Here is an 18,391-nt window from a genome sequence, read left to right as displayed (position 1 = left end):
AAGGCCATTGGATCGTTGCGAGGCCGGCATTGCCGCCCTTCGCGACGATGGACAGAAACGGGGAAGCTGCTACCTGAAGCCAGGCCATGACAGGCCCTGAAAGCAGAAGAAGGAAATGTGGATGAGTGATGAGGCGCGGGCTGTATCCGATACCGCGCCTGCGGCTGCACGCTTCACCCTGCTGGAACCGCTGCGCCAGCGGACCTTCCGCACGATCTGGATCGCAAGCCTCATTTCCAATTTCGGTCAGCTGATCCAGGGCGTCGGTGCCGCATGGCTGATGACGAAGCTGAGCTCGTCGCCGCAGATGGTGGCGCTGGTGCAGACCGCCATCATGCTGCCGCTGATGCTCGTCGCCCTACCCGCGGGGGCGATCGCGGACATGTTCGACCGGCGCAAGGTTGCGCTGACGGGGCTGGCCTTCGCCTGTGTCATGGCGATCTGCCTGACGCTGCTGAGCTGGGCCGGGTTGGTTACTCCCTGGATATTGCTGCTTTTCTGCTTTCTGATCGGTACGGGCGTGGCGCTTTACGCGCCGGCCTGGCAAGCATCCATCGGCGAGCAGGTAAAGGGTGAACATCTGCCCGCCGCGATCGCGCTGGGCACGATAAGCTATAATGTAGCGCGCAGTTTCGGGCCTGCTGTCGGCGGCGTCCTGGTGGCCGCGCTGGGGGCCATGGCCGCCTTTGCCGCCAACGCATTCTTCTACCTGCCCTTGTTTCTGGCGTTCCTGTGGTGGAACCGCGACCATCAGCCCTCGCGGTTGCCGCCCGAACGGATCGATCGCGCGATCGTGTCGGGCGTCCGCTATGCGTTTCATTCGCCCCCGATCCGCATAGTGCTGATCCGCACCCATGTGGCGGCGCTCGCGGGTGCATCGGTATCCGCATTGACGCCGCTGATCGCGATGGATCTGCTGCAAGGGACAGCGAGCACCTATGGGCTGTTGCTCGGCGCCTATGGCGTCGGTGCGGTTCTTGGCGCCATGGGGCTGGACCTGGTCCGCCAAAAACTACGGCCGGAACAATCCGCCCGTCTGCTGGCCGTCCTGCTTGGCGCCATGATCGTCCTGACCGGCGTCAGCACGCATATAGTTATCACCTGCGCAGCTCTGCTGGTTGCGGGCGCGGCATGGATGATGCTGGTCGCGCAGTTCAACGTCGCCGTGCAGATGTCGGCGCCCCGATGGGTCACGGCGCGCGCGCTCGCCTGCTATGGCTCGGCGGTGACTGGTGGTCTGGCGATCGGTGCGTGGGGCTGGGGCTCTGTCGCCGGTGCGCTCGGCACGGGGCAGGCGATGATCCTGTCTGGCGCAGCCATGGCGTTGAGCGCCTTGTTGGGATTTGTCATTCCCTTGGCCCGGTCCGTACCTGACGGGCTGGAAGAAAGCGTGCTGGCGCATCAGCCCAAGGTGTCGCTGGCGTTGACCCCCCGCAGCGGCCCCGTGGTCATCGAGATCGATTACCGCGTCGATCCGGACCAGGCCCGCGACTTCTACGTCGCGATCCAGAAGTTGCGCGGCGCCCGGCTGCGCAGCGGTGCGTTTGGCTGGTCGGTGGCGCGCGACATCGCCGATCCAGAGCTATGGACGGAACATTATTACTGTCCGACCTGGGGCGATTATCTGCGCCAGCGCGATCGCATGACGACAGGTGACCGTCAGGTGGAGGACGCCGCGAACAAATTCCATACGGGCGAAAGCGAAGGGCGGGTGCGCAGAAGGCTTGAACGGCCAACCGGTTCGGTCCGGTGGCGTTCCGATACCCCCGACCGGCGGGACGAGGGCGTCGATTTTTTCTATCGGTAAGGCAGGCGGACAGACGCCCGGCGGCATGCGTTGTCAATATCGCCGGCGGCGCTAAAGTCGCTCTGGGTCGAAGTAGGAGAGCGGCATGCCAAGACAGGCGAAACGGACGGTGGGACGTCCTCGAAGGCTGACGCTGGAGGCGATCGTCGATGCCGCCTGCGATGTGGGTATCGCGAAGCTGGAGATGAGCCTGGTGGCCGAAAGGCTGAATACCGGCGTCGCCACGCTATATGGCTATGTGCGTGGCCGCGACCACCTTCTCGAACTGGTGGCGCAGCGTCTGGTGGGGCAGGCGCTGATCAAGGATGAAGGGCAAAGCTGGCAGAATATCCTGCGCGAACATGCGACGATCACCTACCGCCTGTTCCGATCCCTGCCGCACCTCATCACCAATCTGATGGGCAAGCAGCCGGAGCAGCATTCGTTCGACTATTCGCGCAGCGTGCTGGCCCTGATCGAGTCCAGGGGCGTTCCCGAAACGGCTGCCGTGAACGCCTATATCGAAATCAATCAGGTCGTGATCGGGGCGGCCATCAATATGATGCGGCGCGAGGCGCTCGAAAATGTGTCTATCGACGACGAGGGACGTCGCGTGCTGCTGCCCGAGATTCTCGGGGATTATCGACCGACTCTGGAGCGTATCATCTCCGGCTATGAGGCGGGACTGACCACCGGTGATGGCGACGGGACCGACTAACGGTCAGGCTACCCGGCCTGAAAGAACAGGCTCCAGCACTGCAAAAATCGCTTGTCGCGCTTTTCTCCCATTTGGGAGGTTTGATGATTCCCGCCTTCTGTCATTCCGAAACTCCCGAAAGGCTGGAAAGATGATGACTGATAGCAAAACGCTGACCCACCTGGCGCGCCTGGAAGCGGAGAGTATTCATATATTGAGAGAGGTTGTCGCCGAAGCTGAAAAGCCGGTGATGCTGTATTCCGTGGGCAAGGACAGCGCCGTGATGCTGCATCTCGCCCGCAAGGCATTTTACCCTTCGCCGCCGCCGTTCCCCCTACTCCATGTCGATACGACATGGAAGTTCAAGGCGATGTACGACCTGCGCGACCGCATGGCGCAAGAAAGCGGCATGGAACTTCTGGTATATCAAAACCCCGAAGCAAAGGAGCGGGGGATTAACCCGTTCGACCATGGCGCGCTTCACACCGACATGTGGAAGACCGAAGGATTGAAGCAGGCGCTCGACCTCTATGGTTTCGACGCAGCCTTTGGCGGCGCGCGCCGCGACGAGGAAAAGAGCCGCGCCAAGGAGCGCATCTTTTCCTTCCGCACCGCTTCGCATGGCTGGGATCCGAAAAACCAGCGCCCGGAACTGTGGAACCTCTACAACGCCAAGAAGAACAAGGGCGAGAGCATCCGCATTTTCCCCATCAGCAACTGGACCGAGCTGGACATCTGGCAATATATCCACCTGAACGACGTTCCGATCGTGCCGCTGTATTTCGCCCAGGAACGGCCCACCGTCGAGCGCGACGGCATGCTGCTGATGGTCGATGACGAACGCTTCCTGCTGAAGCCCGGCGAAGAGCCGGTGATGCGGTCGATCCGTTTCCGCACGCTGGGTTGCTACCCCCTGACCGGCGCGGTGGAAAGCAGCGCCCAGACGCTGCCGGACGTCATCCAGGAAACGCTTCTGACGACCACGTCCGAACGCCAGGGTCGCGCCATCGACAAGGACGCGGGCGGCGCCGGCATGGAGAAGAAGAAGCAGGAAGGGTATTTCTGACCTGAGCCGTCATCCCAGCGAAAGCTCGGATCTCAGGCCGGCAGAACCTTCCCCAGATCAACGAGATCCCAGCTTTCGCTGGGACGACGGGACTAGACCAATGACCGACACTCTCGACGAACCTATCTACAAGACCGATGCCCTCATAGCCGAGGATATCGACGAATATCTGAAAGTGCATGAGCACAAGACGATGCTGCGCTTCATCACCTGCGGGTCGGTGGACGATGGCAAATCGACGCTGATCGGCCGCCTGCTCTATGACAGCAAGATGATCTTCGAGGATCAACTCGCTGCACTGGAGGCGGACAGCAAGCGCGTCGGCACGCAGGGGCAGGAAATTGATTTCGCCCTGCTGGTCGATGGTCTCGCCGCCGAGCGCGAGCAGGGGATCACGATCGACGTCGCCTATCGCTTCTTCGCGACCGAAAAGCGCAAGTTCATCGTCGCCGACACGCCCGGTCATGAACAATATACGCGCAACATGGTCACTGGCGCTTCGACCGCCGATCTCGCCGTCATCCTGATCGACGCGCGCAAGGGCGTGCTGACGCAGACCAAGCGTCACAGCTATCTGGCGCATCTGATCGGCATCAAGAACATCGTTCTGGCGGTGAACAAGATGGATCTGGTCGATTATGACCAGGCGGTGTTCGACGGCATCGTCAAGGATTATACTGAGTTCGCCCGCTCGATCGGCATCCAGCATTTCGTGCCGATGCCGATTTCCGGGTTCAAGGGCGACAATATCACCGGTCCTTCGGAAAACACGCCCTGGTACAAGGGACCGACACTGATGGCGCATCTGGAGACCGTGGAGGTCAACGGCGCGACTGACGCGGAAAAGCCGTTCCGCATGCCCGTGCAGTGGGTGAACCGCCCCAATCTGGACTTCCGCGGCTTTTCCGGGCTGATCGCCACCGGCGCGGTCAAGCCGGGCGACGCGATCCGCGTCCTTCCCTCGGGCAAAACCAGCACAGTGACGCGGATCGTGACGCTGGACGGTGATCTGGGCCAGGCGGTTGCGGGTCAGTCAGTGACCATCTGCTTCGCCGATGAGATCGACTGTTCGCGCGGAGACGTCATCGCGCTTGCCGACAGTCCGCCCCAGGCCGCCGACCAGTTCGAAGCGACGATTGTCTGGATGGCTGACGAGGAAATGCTGCCCGGCCGTCCATATTGGCTGAAGATCGGCACGCAGACCGTGACAGCGACCGTGCAGCAGCCGAAATATCAGGTGAACGTCAATACGATGGAGCATCTGGCGGCCAAGACGCTGGATCTGAACGCGATCGGCGTTGCGAACCTGTCGACCGACAAACAGATCGTGTTCGAGCCCTATGAGCAGAACCGGACGCTGGGCGGTTTCATCCTGATCGACAAGATCACCAACGCCACGGTGGCGGCAGGCATGCTGCACTTCTCGCTGCGGCGGGCGCAGAATGTCCATTGGCAGGCGACCGATGTCACCCGCGAATTCCATGCAGGGCTGAAGAACCAGAAGCCGGCTGTGCTGTGGTTCACCGGCCTGTCGGGCGCGGGCAAGTCGACCATCGCCAATATCGTCGAAAAGAAGCTGGCGCGGATGAACCGCCACACCTTCCTGCTCGACGGCGACAATGTGCGGCATGGCCTGAACAGGGATCTGGGCTTCACCGACGCCGACCGCGTGGAAAATATCCGCCGCGTGGGCGAAGTGGCGAAGCTGATGACCGACGCGGGACTCATCGTCATCACCGCCTTCATTTCGCCCTTCCGTTCGGAGCGCGAAATGGTGCGGCAGATGATGCAGCCTGGCGAGTTCATCGAGGTGCATATCGACACGCCGCTCGCCGAAGCCGAGGCGCGCGACGTCAAGGGCCTCTACAAGAAGGCGAGGGCGGGGGATCTCAAGAACTTCACCGGGATCGACAGCCCCTATGAAGCGCCCCAAGATCCTGAAATCCGCATCGACACCACGTCGCTGACTGCGGATCAGGCAGCTGACCTGATCATCGCCAGGCTGATCCCGTGAGCGCCGCAATGGATGACGGAGATCTCGCCGCGCATCTCGCCGAAGTGGCCGGGCGGATCCTGATCAATGTCCGGCAGTCCGGGCTGTTCAGTCCCACGGCGCTGGGCAAGGCGGGGGATCAGACCGCCAATCAGTTCCTCGTCCACGCACTGCGCGAAGTGCGCCCGGACGATGGGCTGTTGTCGGAAGAGGAAAAGGACAATCCGGAGCGGCTTTCCAAGAGCCGGGTATGGATCGTCGATCCGGTCGATGGCACGCGTGAATATGGCGAAGAACGGTCCGATTGGGCCGTGCATGTCGGCATGGCGTTGGATGGCGCGGCGGTTCTCGGCGCCGTCGCGCTGCCCGGCCTTGATCTGACCGGCACTGGCGGTGGGACTGTGCTGCGGTCCGATCAGCCACGCTCCGTGCCTCCGGCGCCCGAAAAGCTGCGCATGGTCGTGTCGCGCACCCGGCCCGCGAAGGAAGCCGTGGCGGTGGCCGAACGGCTCGATGCGGAACTGGTGCCGATGGGGTCTGCGGGCGCAAAGGCGATGGCCGTGATCCTGGGGCAGGCTGACATCTACCTGCATTCGGGCGGCCAATATGAATGGGACAGCATGGCCCCGGTGGCGGTAGCGCAGGCGCATGGCCTGCACTGCTCCCGCATCGACGGCAGCCCGCTGGTCTATAATCAGCAGGATGTATATCTGCCCGATCTGCTGATCTGCCGGAAAGAACACGCAGAGGCGGTTCTGGGCCTCATTGCAGAGGTGGCAGTAAGCGCCTGAGGAAAGGGCCGGTTGAGCCATTCGACTGCGCCCATGACGGGCTGAAGCCGTCCGGTCGCATCGCGCGACCGGATAGGCCCGGACCTCGTGCTGGTGATGCATTCCGCGCTCGGCCCCGACAGGCTGATCGGGCAGCGGGCGCTGGACCTGGCGCAGCTTGGTTTCGTTGCGCTGGCTACGGACGCCGACGGGCTGGGCGCCGCAGGTCCAGATTTGGACTGTGCCGCTCTTTCAGCAGTTTCAGGAGCAGCCCGACTTTCTGCGCGGACGCATTCTTGCCGGATATGATGCGCTGCGGACGCTGCCCGAAGTGATGCAGGGCGTATTTCGGCGATCGGCTACTGTTTTGGCGGCCGGTGCGTGCTGGAATTGGCGCGCAGCGGTGCCGATGTGCGGTCAGTGATTAGTTTTCCGCAGGGTGGATAATGCTGCCTATTGGCCATGCTCAATGAAAAAGGAGGCGGAGCCGTTCAGTCGGGCCCATCTAGTCTCTAAAAAGGGACTGCTGTCTTCCTTCCAGCGCCCCTTGCGGGCACGCGAGTCTGTCACACGCGATGATGGAAAATCATAGCAATTCTTTGAATATAACGGAAAAGCTGAAAATGGCTGGGGCGGCAGGATTCGAACCTGCGCATGGCGGCATCAAAAGCCGCTGCCTTACCGCTTGGCGACGCCCCAACATGCATACCGGTTTTGACCGGTGCGGATCGCCATATAGCGTCTGTTGCGCGAAAGGAAAGCCTAGTCATCACTGTTTCGCTACGCCAATATGGCCGTGTTGTGACCCGATTTCTGGATGACCGGCATGAGTGCAAATAATTCTCCCGCAACCGCATCGGCATCACAGATTTCGCCGGCGTCGCCGCTGTTCCTGCGTGAGGATGAGATCAGGCGGGGGATCGAAATGCTGTATTTCGGCTACACCGCCCTGACCCGATCGATCGACGAAAGGCTGGCGGCGCAGGGGCTTGGCCGGGCGCATCATCGCGCGCTGTATTTTATCTCACGCCAGCCGGACCTTACGGTCAAGGACCTGCTGCGCTTGTTGGCCGTCACCAAGCAATCGCTGGGCCGCGTGCTCAATGACCTGATCGAGCAAGGCTATATCGAAACGCGCCAGGGCGCGATCGACCGGCGACAAAAGCTGCTCCGCCTCAGCGCGGCGGGCGCAGCGCTCGAAGCGGAACTGTTCCGCGCGCTGCGAGAGAAAATGGCTGCGGCCTATGCCCAGGCAGGTCAAGGGTCGGTCACCGGTTTCTGGCGCGTTCTGGAAGGGTTGATACCCGATGCCGACCGATCCATGGTCTTTGGCCTGCGCAGCCGTTGAACTGCGACGCAACCATATCCGCCTGACGGCGGTTAAACACGTGCGTTCAATCGCAAAAAGAGGGACATCATGAAGAGAATATTGCTCGGAACTGTGGCGATCGTGGCGGCAACCGGCCTGACCGCCTGCTCGGAAAAGGCTTCGGACAGCCTTGAAAATGCGGGGTCGGCAATCGGCAACGACGTCAGCCGGGCGGTAGACGAGGCCGGAGAGAAAATCGACAACGGCTTGGACGAGGCGGGTCGGGCCATTGATGACAGCGCGGACAGCATGGGCGCAGCGACCGAGAATGCGGCGCGTGACGCACGGCGTGAAGCTGGCGAAGCGAAGCAGGATGTCGGGTCCGCCATGGAGCGGGCAGGAAACGACCTCAAGGACGAGTGACGATGCCGGTGCGGGGCATATGGGAAGCCCCGCGCCAGCAACGACCGGATCAGGATTGCCCGGCGAGCCGGTCGAGCGCCTGAGTTATGTAGCGGCGGCGTTCCGGCTCCCGGTTGATTTCCAGCATCGCGGTCAGGCTGGCGCGGGCCGATTCCACTTTGCCATGCACCAGTTGCAAGCGTGCCAAGGCCCACCATCCGGCGTCATGCTCAGGCGCTATGACGGTCATTCTTTCGTACAGCATGCATGCGCGCCATGTGTCGCCCGCCTGCTCGGCTCGCAGGCTCTGGTTAAGCAGCATGCGGACCAGCGTCATACGGTTCGACATCGGCTCCAGAGGTTCATGGCCGGTCTGGGGGAAGGCGTCTGACGCCTGCGCAGGCAGGGCCGACAGTTGTTCGGGTTGCACCAGCGCCCCCCGATTAAACGGATCTATCACCGCTTCGCGGTCTTCAGGACCGATACTGACAAGGACATGGCCGGGCGTGTTGAGCGCGTAAGCGGTCCAGCCCATGCGCCGGGCGGCCGCGACATAAAGGATGGATAGACTGACCGGCAGGCCTCGCCTCCGGTCCAGAACCCGGATCATGTCGGCGTTGAGCGGGGCGTCATAGGTCGCTGTGTCGCCCGCGAAGTCAAACTGTGCGCCAAGGACGCGAGCAAGCAACGCCCCTTGCGCTTCCCCCGAATCCAGCGCAGCTTCCCCGGCGTCCTGCCGTTCGGCGTCCACGGCGGCGCTGATCGTGCGGAGCAGGCCGAGATAGGAATCAAGATCGACCCCTTCATGATCGAGGCCGCTCAGCGCCAGCGCGGCACTGTCCAGTTCGATCTCCGCGTCCGCTAGGAGGCCAATATAGGTGATGCTCTCGTTCACGACCGGACCCGCTCCTGGCGTTGGCCCGGTGCGTCGCGGCTAATTCGATCATTGATCCTGAATCTATCCATATGACCAAGATGGGTGTCGATTGCGCCGCTTTCCACCTGTCGTGCTAAACAAGACGCATGGCAAAGCGAAAGAAGCGATATCTGATAGCCGCCATGCCGGACGGATATGTAAAGCGGATCGGCCCGACGGCCGACCCGTTTACGCATTATTGGCGGATCGTCGGCGAACTGGAAAATGGCAGGACGGAAGTATTCTGGGGCCATGCGAAGTCATTGGCGGAAGCCAGGAAGAAGCGCGCTGCCGCCACCGACGCGTCGAAGGCGCGGGGTTGGCGCAGCTTTGCGTTCGAGGTCACCGAACTGGTCGAGGAGCCAGCTTAAGGATCAAGGAGTGGGCCCGACTTCCTGAGCAGAGACGGCAAGAGCCGCCAGCTTGGATGCACATTGGACCAGCGATTTGCGATCGAACGGCTTGCTGATCAGTGGCCGATCCTCTGAATATCCGGGCAGGCTTTCGCGACCATATCCAGTGACGAAAGCGAAGGGAAGCTGCCGGGCCGTCAGCGCAGCGGCGACAGGATCTACCGGCTCGCCCTGAAGATTGCCGTCCAGCAGCGCGGCGTCAAAATCGCCGGTCTGAAGCAGGGTCAACGCTTCGTCGGCGGACGCGGCGATGGTGACGACGGCGGCCTCATCCTCCAATATGCTGGCAATTTCCATCGCCACCAGCGGCTCATCCTCAATGATCAGGAAAGATCGGCCCGATATCGCCCCCTCGCGCCCGGCTGCCATGTCCTCATCCGAGCTGGCGGGGGAGGCGGCGGTGTTGATCCGGCTGATGCGCGGGCCGCAGGGCAGGGTCATCGTCCACCGAACGCCAGCCTTGTCATAAGCGACGCTGGCCTGCCCGCCCTCAGCCTTTAGGCTTCGTTCTATGAGCGCGGTGCCGAAGCCCCTGCGCGTTGGTGGAGCGACAGCAGGGCCGCCATCTTCGGCCCAGATGATCGCCAGTTGCTTGCCGTCAATCGTCCACGATAGTGACACCGTTCCGGCCGGCGTGCATAGAGCGCCATATTTGTGGGCGTTGGTGACAAGCTCATGCAGGATCAGGGCGACGTGCAGCGCCAGTTCGGGCGCCAGTTCAAGGTCCGGCCCCACGATGTCGAGCTGGGTCGGGTCGATCGCCCCGATCTCAAGCTGGCCGCTGATCAGTTCACGCAGCGAAGCACCCTGCCATGTGGTACTGCTCAGCAGGGAGTGTGCTCGCGCCAGCGCATGGATGCGCCCGGTAAAGGTCGGCGCGAAGTCGGATGGGCCGGACGAATGGCGCAGTGTCTGCACCGCGATCGCTTGCACGGAGGCCAGGGTGTTCTTCACCCGATGGTTGAGTTCGCCGATCAGCAGGCGCTGCGTATCTTCCGCCCGCTTTCGTTCCGTGACGTCCAGCACCTGAACATTGATGGAAACGAGCCGACCCTGTCCATTGAGCAGCGCGGAGCAATAGCATTCGCACTCCAGCGTCAGGCCTTCAGCCGTTCGCATCCGCAAATGCTGCATCGCCCGGACGGATCGCCCGGCGATCAGGTCGCTCGTCAGTTCATCGAACAGTGCCTCGTCTTCCGGGTCGATCCAGTCCAGCTCGACAGCCCTGAAGCCCGCGACTTCTGGCGCGCGCCATCCAAAGAGGCGCTCTGCCCCCTTTGACCAGGCGACGATATGCCGCCCGGCATCGAATTCGATGATAGCCAGCGGGGAATTGTCGCTATGGGCGTTCAGCCGCGACAGCGCCCCGGCAAGCTCGTCGCGCTGCCGGGCGAGTTCTTCCCGCTGGCGGAACAGTTCGACGAATATGGCGGTCTTGTTGCGCAGGATGTGCGCATCGACGGGCTTCAGCAGATAATCTACAGCGCCTGTCTCATACCCCCGGAAGCGGCGCCGTTCATCGGTCGCGACGGCGGTCAGGAATATGATGGGGACGCGGCGCGTGCGTTCCGTGCCGCGCATGAGTTCGGCCAGTTCAAAGCCGTCCATCCCCGGCATCTGAATGTCCAGCAGCGCCAGCGCAACGTCATGCACCAACAGCAGTTCGAGCGCCTGCACCCCCGACCGCGCCTTGAGCAGTTCGACGCCTTCTTCCGCGAGCAGCGCCTCAAGCGCGGTCAGATTTTCCTCGATATCATCGACGGCCAGGATCTTGGCGGGTTCAGGCGGCATCGCTGAATTCCTCCAGTGCCTTGAGGTTGCGGCGATATATTTTTTCCGCCTCATGGAAATCGGCAAAGGCGTCGGAATAGCGGGAGAAGCGCAGCGTTTCTTTCGACCCCAGCCCCAGGAAGCCGCCGCGCACCAAGGCCCCGCCGAACAGGCCCAGCGCGCGATCTTGCAATTCCCGGTCGAAATAGATGAGGACGTTGCGGCTGGACACAAGCTGGACCTCGGCGAATACCTGATCGCTGGCCAGATTATGTTCGGCAAAAACCGCCCGGCGGCGCAGCGACTTGTCGAACACGGCCGCGCCATAGGCTGCGGTATAATAGTCGGACAGCGATCGCTTGCCCCCGGCCAGACGATGATTTTCGGTAAATTGCTGGATGCGGTCCAGATCGTAGATCCCCGCCTGCGCCTTTTGAAGCGCCGCCGGGCTGATGTCGGTGCAATAGAAAATCGTACGGTCTTCCAGCCCCTCTTCGCGGAACAGGATGGCGAGGGAGTAAAATTCCTCGCCATTGGCGCACCCGGCGATCCATACTTTCAGCGACGGATAGGTTTTCAGATGCGGCACCACCAGTTCCCGCAGCGCGCGGAAGTAGGCCGGGTCGCGGAACATCTCGCTCACCTGGATGGTCAGGAAACCCATCAGGTCGGCGAACACGGCGGGGTCTCGCAACAGCAGGTGCTGGAGGTGGGATAGGCTGTCGCAGTCATGCCGTTGCTGCGCGCGGGCCAGGCGGCGGTGGAGGGAGCCGCGCGAATAGCCGCGAAAATCATAATGATAATGCCGCCAGATCGCCTCCAGCAGCAGGTCCAGTTCCAGTTCCTCGTGCGCGGCGAAAGCCTCCTCGCTCATCGCGGCATCCACACGCGGGTGAGGCTTAGCAGCTTGTCGACGTCCAGCGGCTTGGCGAGATAGTCATTGGCGCCCGCGTCCAGGCAATCCTGTTGATCGCGCGCCATCGCCTTGGCCGTCAGGGCTATGATCGGCATCTGCTTGCCCCACGGTTGGGCACGAATCTCGCGCGTGGCGGTAAGGCCGTCCATCTCCGGCATCATCACATCCATCAGCACCAGATCGACAGCGTTGGACAGGCCGCGCGCAGCCTCATCAAGCGCCTGGAGCGCTTCCCGGCCATTCCGCGCTATCCGCACCTTGGCTCCATGCGGTTCGAAGATGGATGTCAGCGCATAGACGTTGCGGATGTCGTCCTCGACAACCAGGATCTCGCGCCCGTCCAGCGCGGCGTCGCGGTTGAGCGATTTGGCGATCAGCGCCTGTTGCGGCTCGGGCAGGTCGGACACGACCTGATGCAGGAACAGCGTGACTTCGTCCAGCAGCCGTTCGGGTGATTTGGCGCCCTTGACGATGATGGACTTGCTGTACCTTCGCAGCCGCATCTCCTCTTCCTGGGCGAGATCACGGCCAGTATAGACGATGACCGGAGGGAAACCGACAGCTTCGTCCGCGCTCAACCGCTCCAGAAGGTCGAGGCCGGAAGCGTCGGGCAGGTTCAGGTCCAGCACCATGCAGTCGAATGTTTCGCGGCCCAGCAGGTCGAAACATTGCGCGGCCGAACGCGCCTCAACCGTCTCGACGTCGCGGGATGCGAGCAGCAGCTTGACGCTTTCGGCCTGCTGCGCGTCATCCTCCACCACCAATACGCGGCGCAGGCGCTGCGACATCCGGGCTTCCAGCCCCTCCAGCATCTCGACCAGCGCATCGCGCTTCACCGGCTTGAACAGATAGCCGATCGCCCCGCTGGACAAGGCAGCCTGGCTGTCATCATCGACCGATACGACATGGACGGGGATGTGCCGGGTGCGCACGTCGCGCTTTATCCGGTCCAGCACGGACAGACCCGTATGGTCGGGCAGGTTCATGTCCAGGATCACGGCATTGGGCACATATTGCCGCGCCATCAGCGCGCCTTCATCGGCGGTGCTGGCGATCAGGCACTGGAAGTTCAGTTCATGCGCCACATCGCACAGGATTTTGGCGAAGACCGGATCATCCTCAACGATCAGGATGACGCGGGCGTCGCCCGACAATTGTTCGCGGTCGTCCTGCGTCACCACGGTCGGGCGGCGTCGCGCGGGCTTGGGGTTGGATGGCCGGGGCCGCGCCTGCTCGACGGGCGGCGGCAGGTCAGCCCGCACCGCGGCTGCGCCATCATATCGCTCGGGCAGGATCAGCCTGAAGGCGCTGCCTTCTCCCACCACGCTCTGCACTTCCACTTCGCCGCCCAGCAGTCTGGCCAGTTCGCGGGAAATGGACAGGCCAAGGCCGGTGCCGCCATATTTCCGGCTGACCGTGCCATCGGCCTGGCGGAAGGCGTCGAAGATCAGCTGTTGATGTTCGGTCGGTATGCCCACGCCCGTATCACGCACGGTGAAGGCGATGCGGCCATCGGCCAGCCTGTCGGCTTCCAGCGCCACTGATCCGCTATCGGTGAACTTGATCGCGTTCGACAGGAAATTCTTCAGCACCTGTTCGATGCGCTGCGGGTCGCTTTCCATTTCGACTGGCGCGGTCCCCCCGGCGCTGAAGGCAAGGCCCTTTGACTGCGCAGAAGGTGCGAAGATCGCATCCATTTTTTCCAGCAGCGCCGGAATGCTCATGCAGCGCGGCTGCAGTTCCAGCTTGCCTGCCTCTATCTTCGAAATGTCGAGAATATCGTTGATCAGCGCCAGCAGGTCGTTGCCCGACGTTTCGATCGTCTCTGCATGCCGCACCTGTTCCGCCGACAGGTTGCCGCCCCGGTTTTCCGCCAACAATCGCGCCATGATGAGCAGCGAATTGAGCGGCGTGCGCAGTTCGTGGCTCATATTGGCGAGGAATTCGGATTTGTAGCGGCTAGCCTGCTCCAGTTCCCCGGCCTGATTTTCCAGTGAACGCTGGGCGCGGGTCAGGTCATCACGCTGAATTTCCAGCTGCCTTGCCTGTTCCTCCAGCTGGGAATTGGTCTGTTCCAGTTCGGATTGCTGGGCCTCCAGACGGGCAGCCGATTCCTGGAGATGGCGGCTCTGCTGCTCCAGCTCCTCATTATTCGCGCGCAACTCCTCGCTCTGCGCCTGCAGTTCTTCAGCCTGCTGCTGCGTTTCTTCAAGCAGTTCACGCAGGCGGGCGCGATATTTGCCGGATCGGATGGCGACGCCCAATTGTCCGGCGATCCGTTCGAGCAGGGCGAGCGCCTCTGCATCCGCGCCTTTGGGCAGGCCCAGCTCAACCACTGCATTGATGACGCCATCGGCCTGGGTGGTTGCGATCAATAGGCTTTCCGGTTTGGCCTGTCCCAGCGCCGATCCATAACAAAGATAGCCGTCCGGCACATCATTCAACAAAAAGCTGCGCCGGTCGGCCACTGCCTGACCCAGCAGCCCGTCGCCGACATCAAATCGTTCTGGAAGCAGCGCGTCCGCAGGCACCGCGTAGGTCGCATAGCGGCGGAAGCCCTCGCCATTGGCGATGTATAGCGCGCCCGCCTGCGCCTTCAGATAGTCGGCCAGAAAAGTAAGGGCGCTGGTCGCCAGCGTATCGAGCGGCTGCTCGCCGCCCACCGCCTTGGCAAGGCCCACCTGTCCGCCCTGCATCCACTCCTCCCGCGCGATGGCCAGGCGATTGCGGATGAAAAAAAGGCCGACAATCGCAAGTGTCCAGCATGTGAAACAGGCCAGTGCACGGTTGGTGATCGCGACTTGCGGATCGACGCCTGCCGGTGCCAGGGGCATGCCGACGATCATCAGCACTGTCGCACCCGCCGCGACGAAAAGAGGTAATTGAGGCCGCGCCGCCACATAAGACAGCACGACCGGCAGCAGATACGCCACCCACACAGCCGTCCCCAAGGGGAAGATCAGGTCTGCGGCGAAGGGGAGGGCAAGCAGCAGGATCAGTGCGGCATGAAGCCAGACTCGCGTGTTTAACGACTTTGTTTGCAGCATCTTCCAACAGAGACGGTGTGCGCCTCTCGACGCGGCACCTTACCCCCCAACCCCCTTCGCAATAACTTCACCGGCAAGGCCGCCAAGGCCCAGCCGGATTCCAATTCACCTTGGCGCGTTCAAACCAACGAAAAGAAAATTGGTTCCCTATTCTGACCTATTGGACGCCGTCCGCGCCAGAAATGTGACTTTGTTCGATTCATCCGGACAGTCTGATTAACAGGCGATTGAATTTCGCGGAGAAGGTCGTAAGCTATTGGCTGCGGACCGGGCCCCTCTGGCGCGCTTGCCTTGGCTTTGGCGCGTGATGTCGGACCGCATCGGATGATCCGGTGCGAAAGGCATGGGAGTAGCTTCTGCTTTTCCTTCGTTTCTGAATCTTCCGATCAACATGATGTTGAACTGGAGGAGCGTTTTCATGGAGTTTCTGTTTGCCGACTGGTTGGGCACGCCCGCCTGGTTCTGGCTTGTATTCATCGCGTTGGTCACAGCCCTGACCGCTTTCGACCTGGGTTTCCTGCATAAGGATGACCGGGAAATCGGCATTCGGGAAAGCCTGGGCCTTTCGGCTTTTTACATCAGCGTGGCGATGCTGTTCGGCGGCTGGATATGGTTCGCGCGCGGGCCGGAGCCGGGGATGCAGTATTTCACCGGCTTCTTCATCGAAAAGGCGCTGTCGATCGACAACGTATTCGTGATCAGCCTGATTTTTTCCTATTTCGCTATCCCGGCCCGCTATCAATATCGCGCGCTGCTATGGGGCATCATCGGCGTGATCGTGCTGCGCGGCCTGATGATTGCGGGCGGCGCGATGCTGCTGCATGAAGCCTATTGGGTGCTCTATCTGTTCGCTGTTTTCCTGATCTTTACCGGGATCAAGATGCTGTTTTCGGGCGATACGCCCATGGACATCAGCAATAATCGCGCGATCAAATTCATCGCTGCGCATATCCGCATGACGCCGGAACTGCATGGCGAACATTTCTTCGCCCGCACGCCCCATCCGAAGACGGGCAAGATGGTGCTTGCCGCCACGCCGCTGTTCCTGGCGCTGGTGATCATCAACTTTGCGGACCTCGTCTTTGCGGTGGATAGCGTCCCGGCCATATTCGCCATCACGACCGACACGTTCATCGTCTACACCTCGAACGTCATGGCGATCCTTGGCCTGCGCGCGCTCTATTTCGCGCTTTCGGCGATGGTGCATCGCTTCCATTATCTGAAATATGCGCTGGCGCTGATCCTGGTCTATATCGGCACGAAGATCTTCGTGGCTGATTTCCTGCTGGACGGCGGCAAATTCCCGCCTGTGCTGAGCCTGGGCGTCACTTTCGCGCTCATTGCCGGTGGCGTGGGCTGGTCGCTGTGGAAAACGCGGCAGGAAGCGCGCGGCGTCGTGTGATCATTCGGGCCGGGGTGGGCACATCCGCCCCGGCTCCTCTGATGCCCCTTGTTAATTCCGCCCCTTCGCCTCTATGCAGGCGTCTGGCACATGAAGGGCAGGAGGGGGCATGCCTACCGGATCAGCAGCAGCGACGGTGAAGGCCGCGCCACCGGGCGTCAGTCGGCGTGAATTGCGCACCGTCGTGGGCGCCAGCGTGATCGGCACGACGATCGAATGGTTCGACTTCTTCATCTATGGAGTCGCGTCGGCTCTTATTTTTAATCGGTTGTTCTTCCCGTCCTTCGAACCGCTGACGGGCACGCTGCTGGCATTTTCCACCTACGCGCTGGGTTTCCTGGCGCGGCCGTTGGGCGGCGTGATCTTTGGTCATTTCGGCGACCGGATCGGGCGCAAGACGTTGCTGATGATCAGTTTGCTGATGATGGGTCTGTCGACAACCGCCATCGGCCTACTGCCGACATACGAACAGATCGGCAGCTGGGCGCCGATCCTGCTCGTGTTGTTGCGGCTTATCCAGGGCTTCGCCGTTGGAGGCGAGTGGGGCGGGGCCGTGCTGATCGTAGCGGAAGTAGCGCCGCCATCGCAGCGCGGCTTCTGGACGAGCTGGCCGCAGGTGGGTGCGCCGGCGGGCAACCTGCTGGCCGCCGCGGTGTTCGCCGCTGCGTCGGCGCTGCTGACCGAGGCGGATTTCATCGCCTGGGGCTGGCGCATCCCCTTCCTCCTGTCGATCGTGCTGGTGCTCGTGGGGTGGTGGCTGCGCCGGGCCGTCTCGGAAAGCCTGGTTTTCGCCCGCGAGGCGGCGGAGGCGGGAGTGGAACGCTTTCCGGCGGTGGAGGCGATACGGCGTAAGGGCCGCGCGCTGCTGACCGGCGCGGGCCTGCGGTTCGGCGAGAACATATGCTACTATGTCGCCGCCACCTTTTCCATGACCTATCTCACCGAAATCCGGGGCGGCGACCGGTCGCTCGTGCTGAATGCGGTGCTGATCGGCTCCGCGCTGGAATGCCTCACCATGCCGTTCTTCGCGATGCTGTCCGACCGGGTAGGGCGCAGGCTGGTCTATGGCGGCGGGGCTTTGTGCATGGCGGCCTGGTTCCTGATCTTCTTCACGCTGCTGGATCAGGGGAATGCGTGGAGCGTAGGGGCGGCGATTACTGTCGCGATGGTGGCGCACGGGGCGATGTATGCGCCACAGGCCGCGATGATAACCGAACTCTTCCCCACCCGCTTGCGCTATTCAGGGGCAAGCATCGCCTATCAGGCTACCTCGATCATGGCAGGGTCGCTGGCGCCCCTCATCGCCCTGTCCCTTTATCAGGCGAGTGGCGGGACGACGCTAGTGACGGCTTATGTCGTCGGCAGCCTGATCCTGACAATCGTGGCTGTCATCGCGGCGTCCGAAACGCGCGGCGTCGATCTCGCCAAAGTGGAATAGAATCTCGTTGATATAAAAGACTTCATGACGGACGACGAAGTTCAATCCAAGGCGGCCGGGAACAAGGTGATGAGCTGATTGTTCAATGTCCGTCAGGAGGAGGTTGATTATGGCTGAAGTTCATAGAGATCCTTATACCGGTGATCGGACCGTCGTTCACAAGAGCAAAGGCGGCAGAACGCTTGCCATTGTGCTGATCGCCATTCTGGCGATCGTCGGTATTCTGTTTGCGACTGGATTCTGGAAGGCCGACGTTTCGGGCGGCGATGTGCCAGAAGTGAGCGTCCAGGGCGGCGAGCTACCCAATGTGGATGTGGACTCCAAGGAAGTGGTGGTCGGCTCCAAGCAGGAAACGATCGATGTTCCAACCGTTGGCGTGAAGGATAATGGCGAAGAGTAACCTGCATATCCAGGTTGCTTGTTGAAAGCCGTCAGGGTCAGATGTCATCGATGCCGATGCGGCCCA

15 protein-coding genes, 1 tRNA gene and 1 pseudogene are annotated in these 18,391 nt (G+C 61.9%); 12 read left to right on the top strand and 5 right to left on the bottom strand.

The features are described from left to right. Positions 1–121 precede the first annotated feature (121 nt). The 6 genes and pseudogenes from K663_RS18240 to K663_RS24005 form a co-directional block, all read left to right on the top strand. Positions 122–1,807, top strand: coding sequence for an MFS transporter (locus K663_RS18240; protein ID WP_062121484.1), 1,686 nt, complete (start codon positions 122–124; stop codon positions 1,805–1,807). Between the two features lie 85 nt (positions 1,808–1,892). Beyond that, entirely contained in the window at positions 1,893–2,504 is a 612-nt protein-coding gene (locus K663_RS18235; RefSeq protein WP_083536028.1) for a TetR/AcrR family transcriptional regulator C-terminal domain-containing protein, read from the top strand. Further along, complete coding sequence (gene cysD, locus K663_RS18230; protein ID WP_256382208.1) at positions 2,485–3,549, top strand: sulfate adenylyltransferase subunit CysD; 1,065 nt, start codon at positions 2,485–2,487, stop codon at positions 3,547–3,549. Before K663_RS18235 ends, cysD begins: the two co-directional genes overlap by 20 nt. A 100-nt stretch (positions 3,550–3,649) precedes the next feature. After that, positions 3,650–5,563 carry a sulfate adenylyltransferase subunit CysN gene (gene cysN / locus K663_RS18225; RefSeq protein ID WP_062121482.1) on the top strand — a complete coding sequence of 638 codons (1,914 nt, stop codon included), beginning with the start codon at positions 3,650–3,652 and terminating at the stop codon, positions 5,561–5,563. 8 nt (positions 5,564–5,571) lie between these two features. After that, positions 5,572–6,333 carry a 3'(2'),5'-bisphosphate nucleotidase CysQ gene (locus tag K663_RS18220; RefSeq protein ID WP_062121481.1) on the top strand — a complete coding sequence of 254 codons (762 nt, stop codon included), beginning with the start codon at positions 5,572–5,574 and terminating at the stop codon, positions 6,331–6,333. Positions 6,334–6,654: 321 nt separating this feature from the next. Further along, positions 6,655–6,759: pseudogene (locus tag K663_RS24005) on the top strand (dienelactone hydrolase family protein); the annotation flags it as partial. Positions 6,760–6,936: 177 nt separating this feature from the next. On the opposite strand, the gene K663_RS18210 reads toward K663_RS24005, so the two are convergent. Continuing rightward, a tRNA-Gln gene (locus K663_RS18210) sits at positions 6,937–7,011 on the bottom strand. 127 nt (positions 7,012–7,138) lie between these two features. Here K663_RS18210 and K663_RS18205 point away from each other — a divergent pair. After that, positions 7,139–7,660 (top strand): MarR family winged helix-turn-helix transcriptional regulator, encoded by a 522-nt coding sequence (locus tag K663_RS18205; protein WP_062121654.1) that lies wholly within the window; start codon positions 7,139–7,141, stop codon positions 7,658–7,660. A gap of 69 nt (positions 7,661–7,729) precedes the next feature. After that, the gene (locus K663_RS18200) at positions 7,730–8,044 is read left to right on the top strand and encodes a hypothetical protein (RefSeq protein ID WP_062121479.1); all 315 of its coding nucleotides are present in this window, start codon (positions 7,730–7,732) and stop codon (positions 8,042–8,044) included. A gap of 49 nt (positions 8,045–8,093) precedes the next feature. Here the strand turns inward: K663_RS18200 and K663_RS18195 are convergent, their stop codons facing one another. After that, on the bottom strand, positions 8,094–8,918 hold the full coding sequence (locus tag K663_RS18195; RefSeq protein ID WP_062121478.1) for a transglutaminase-like domain-containing protein: 825 nt from the start codon (positions 8,916–8,918) through the stop codon (positions 8,094–8,096). A gap of 128 nt (positions 8,919–9,046) precedes the next feature. On the opposite strand from K663_RS18195, the gene K663_RS18190 reads away from it, so the two are divergent. Then, positions 9,047–9,310, top strand: coding sequence for a hypothetical protein (locus K663_RS18190; RefSeq protein WP_062121477.1), 264 nt, complete (start codon positions 9,047–9,049; stop codon positions 9,308–9,310). 3 nt (positions 9,311–9,313) lie between these two features. Here K663_RS18190 and K663_RS18185 read toward each other — a convergent pair whose 3' ends face one another. The 3 genes from K663_RS18185 to K663_RS18175 are packed head-to-tail and all read right to left on the bottom strand — an operon-like array spanning position 9,314 to position 15,085. Beyond that, complete coding sequence (locus K663_RS18185; RefSeq protein ID WP_062121476.1) at positions 9,314–11,143, bottom strand: response regulator; 1,830 nt, start codon at positions 11,141–11,143, stop codon at positions 9,314–9,316. Then, positions 11,133–12,008: a CheR family methyltransferase gene (locus tag K663_RS18180; protein WP_062121475.1), complete on the bottom strand. Its 876-nt coding sequence runs from the start codon at positions 12,006–12,008 to the stop codon at positions 11,133–11,135. The genes K663_RS18185 and K663_RS18180 overlap by 11 nt, the downstream gene beginning before the upstream one ends. Further along, the gene (locus K663_RS18175; RefSeq protein WP_062121474.1) at positions 11,993–15,085 is read right to left on the bottom strand and encodes a response regulator; all 3,093 of its coding nucleotides are present in this window, start codon (positions 15,083–15,085) and stop codon (positions 11,993–11,995) included. Before K663_RS18175 ends, K663_RS18180 begins: the two co-directional genes overlap by 16 nt. Positions 15,086–15,503: 418 nt before the next feature. Between K663_RS18175 and K663_RS18170 the strand changes: the two genes are divergently transcribed. The 3 genes from K663_RS18170 (at position 15,504) to K663_RS18160 (ending at position 18,325) form a co-directional block, all read left to right on the top strand. Then, the gene (locus tag K663_RS18170; protein ID WP_062121653.1) at positions 15,504–16,487 is read left to right on the top strand and encodes a TerC family protein; all 984 of its coding nucleotides are present in this window, start codon (positions 15,504–15,506) and stop codon (positions 16,485–16,487) included. A gap of 109 nt (positions 16,488–16,596) precedes the next feature. Continuing rightward, a complete protein-coding gene (locus K663_RS18165; RefSeq protein WP_083536026.1) occupies positions 16,597–17,925 on the top strand; it encodes an MFS transporter in 1,329 nt (442 codons plus the stop codon). A gap of 109 nt (positions 17,926–18,034) precedes the next feature. Further along, a complete protein-coding gene (locus tag K663_RS18160; RefSeq protein WP_062121473.1) occupies positions 18,035–18,325 on the top strand; it encodes a hypothetical protein in 291 nt (96 codons plus the stop codon). Positions 18,326–18,391: the final 66 nt, after the last annotated feature.

This window comes from Sphingobium sp. MI1205, from assembly GCF_001563285.1.
Lineage (GTDB): Bacteria > Pseudomonadota > Alphaproteobacteria > Sphingomonadales > Sphingomonadaceae > Sphingobium.
This window is presented reverse-complemented; position numbering and strand designations above follow the sequence as displayed.

What these genes read in the sequence shown, in the direction of transcription:
- K663_RS18235 (WP_083536028.1), top strand. Translation starts at nt 1,893, where the DNA reads ATGCCAAGACAGGCGAAACGGACGGTGGGACGTCCTCGAAGGCTGACG.
- cysN (WP_062121482.1), top strand. Translation starts at nt 3,650, where the DNA reads ATGACCGACACTCTCGACGAACCTATCTACAAGACCGATGCCCTCATA.
- K663_RS18165 (WP_083536026.1), top strand. Translation starts at nt 16,597, where the DNA reads ATGCCTACCGGATCAGCAGCAGCGACGGTGAAGGCCGCGCCACCGGGC.
- K663_RS18240 (WP_062121484.1), top strand. Translation starts at nt 122, where the DNA reads ATGAGTGATGAGGCGCGGGCTGTATCCGATACCGCGCCTGCGGCTGCA.
- K663_RS18175 (WP_062121474.1), bottom strand. Translation starts at nt 15,085, where the DNA reads ATGCTGCAAACAAAGTCGTTAAACACGCGAGTCTGGCTTCATGCCGCA.
- K663_RS18220 (WP_062121481.1), top strand. Translation starts at nt 5,572, where the DNA reads ATGGATGACGGAGATCTCGCCGCGCATCTCGCCGAAGTGGCCGGGCGG.
- K663_RS18170 (WP_062121653.1), top strand. Translation starts at nt 15,504, where the DNA reads ATGGAGTTTCTGTTTGCCGACTGGTTGGGCACGCCCGCCTGGTTCTGG.
- K663_RS18200 (WP_062121479.1), top strand. Translation starts at nt 7,730, where the DNA reads ATGAAGAGAATATTGCTCGGAACTGTGGCGATCGTGGCGGCAACCGGC.
- K663_RS18190 (WP_062121477.1), top strand. Translation starts at nt 9,047, where the DNA reads ATGGCAAAGCGAAAGAAGCGATATCTGATAGCCGCCATGCCGGACGGA.
- cysD (WP_256382208.1), top strand. Translation starts at nt 2,485, where the DNA reads ATGGCGACGGGACCGACTAACGGTCAGGCTACCCGGCCTGAAAGAACA.
- K663_RS18160 (WP_062121473.1), top strand. Translation starts at nt 18,035, where the DNA reads ATGGCTGAAGTTCATAGAGATCCTTATACCGGTGATCGGACCGTCGTT.
- K663_RS18205 (WP_062121654.1), top strand. Translation starts at nt 7,139, where the DNA reads ATGAGTGCAAATAATTCTCCCGCAACCGCATCGGCATCACAGATTTCG.
- K663_RS18185 (WP_062121476.1), bottom strand. Translation starts at nt 11,143, where the DNA reads ATGCCGCCTGAACCCGCCAAGATCCTGGCCGTCGATGATATCGAGGAA.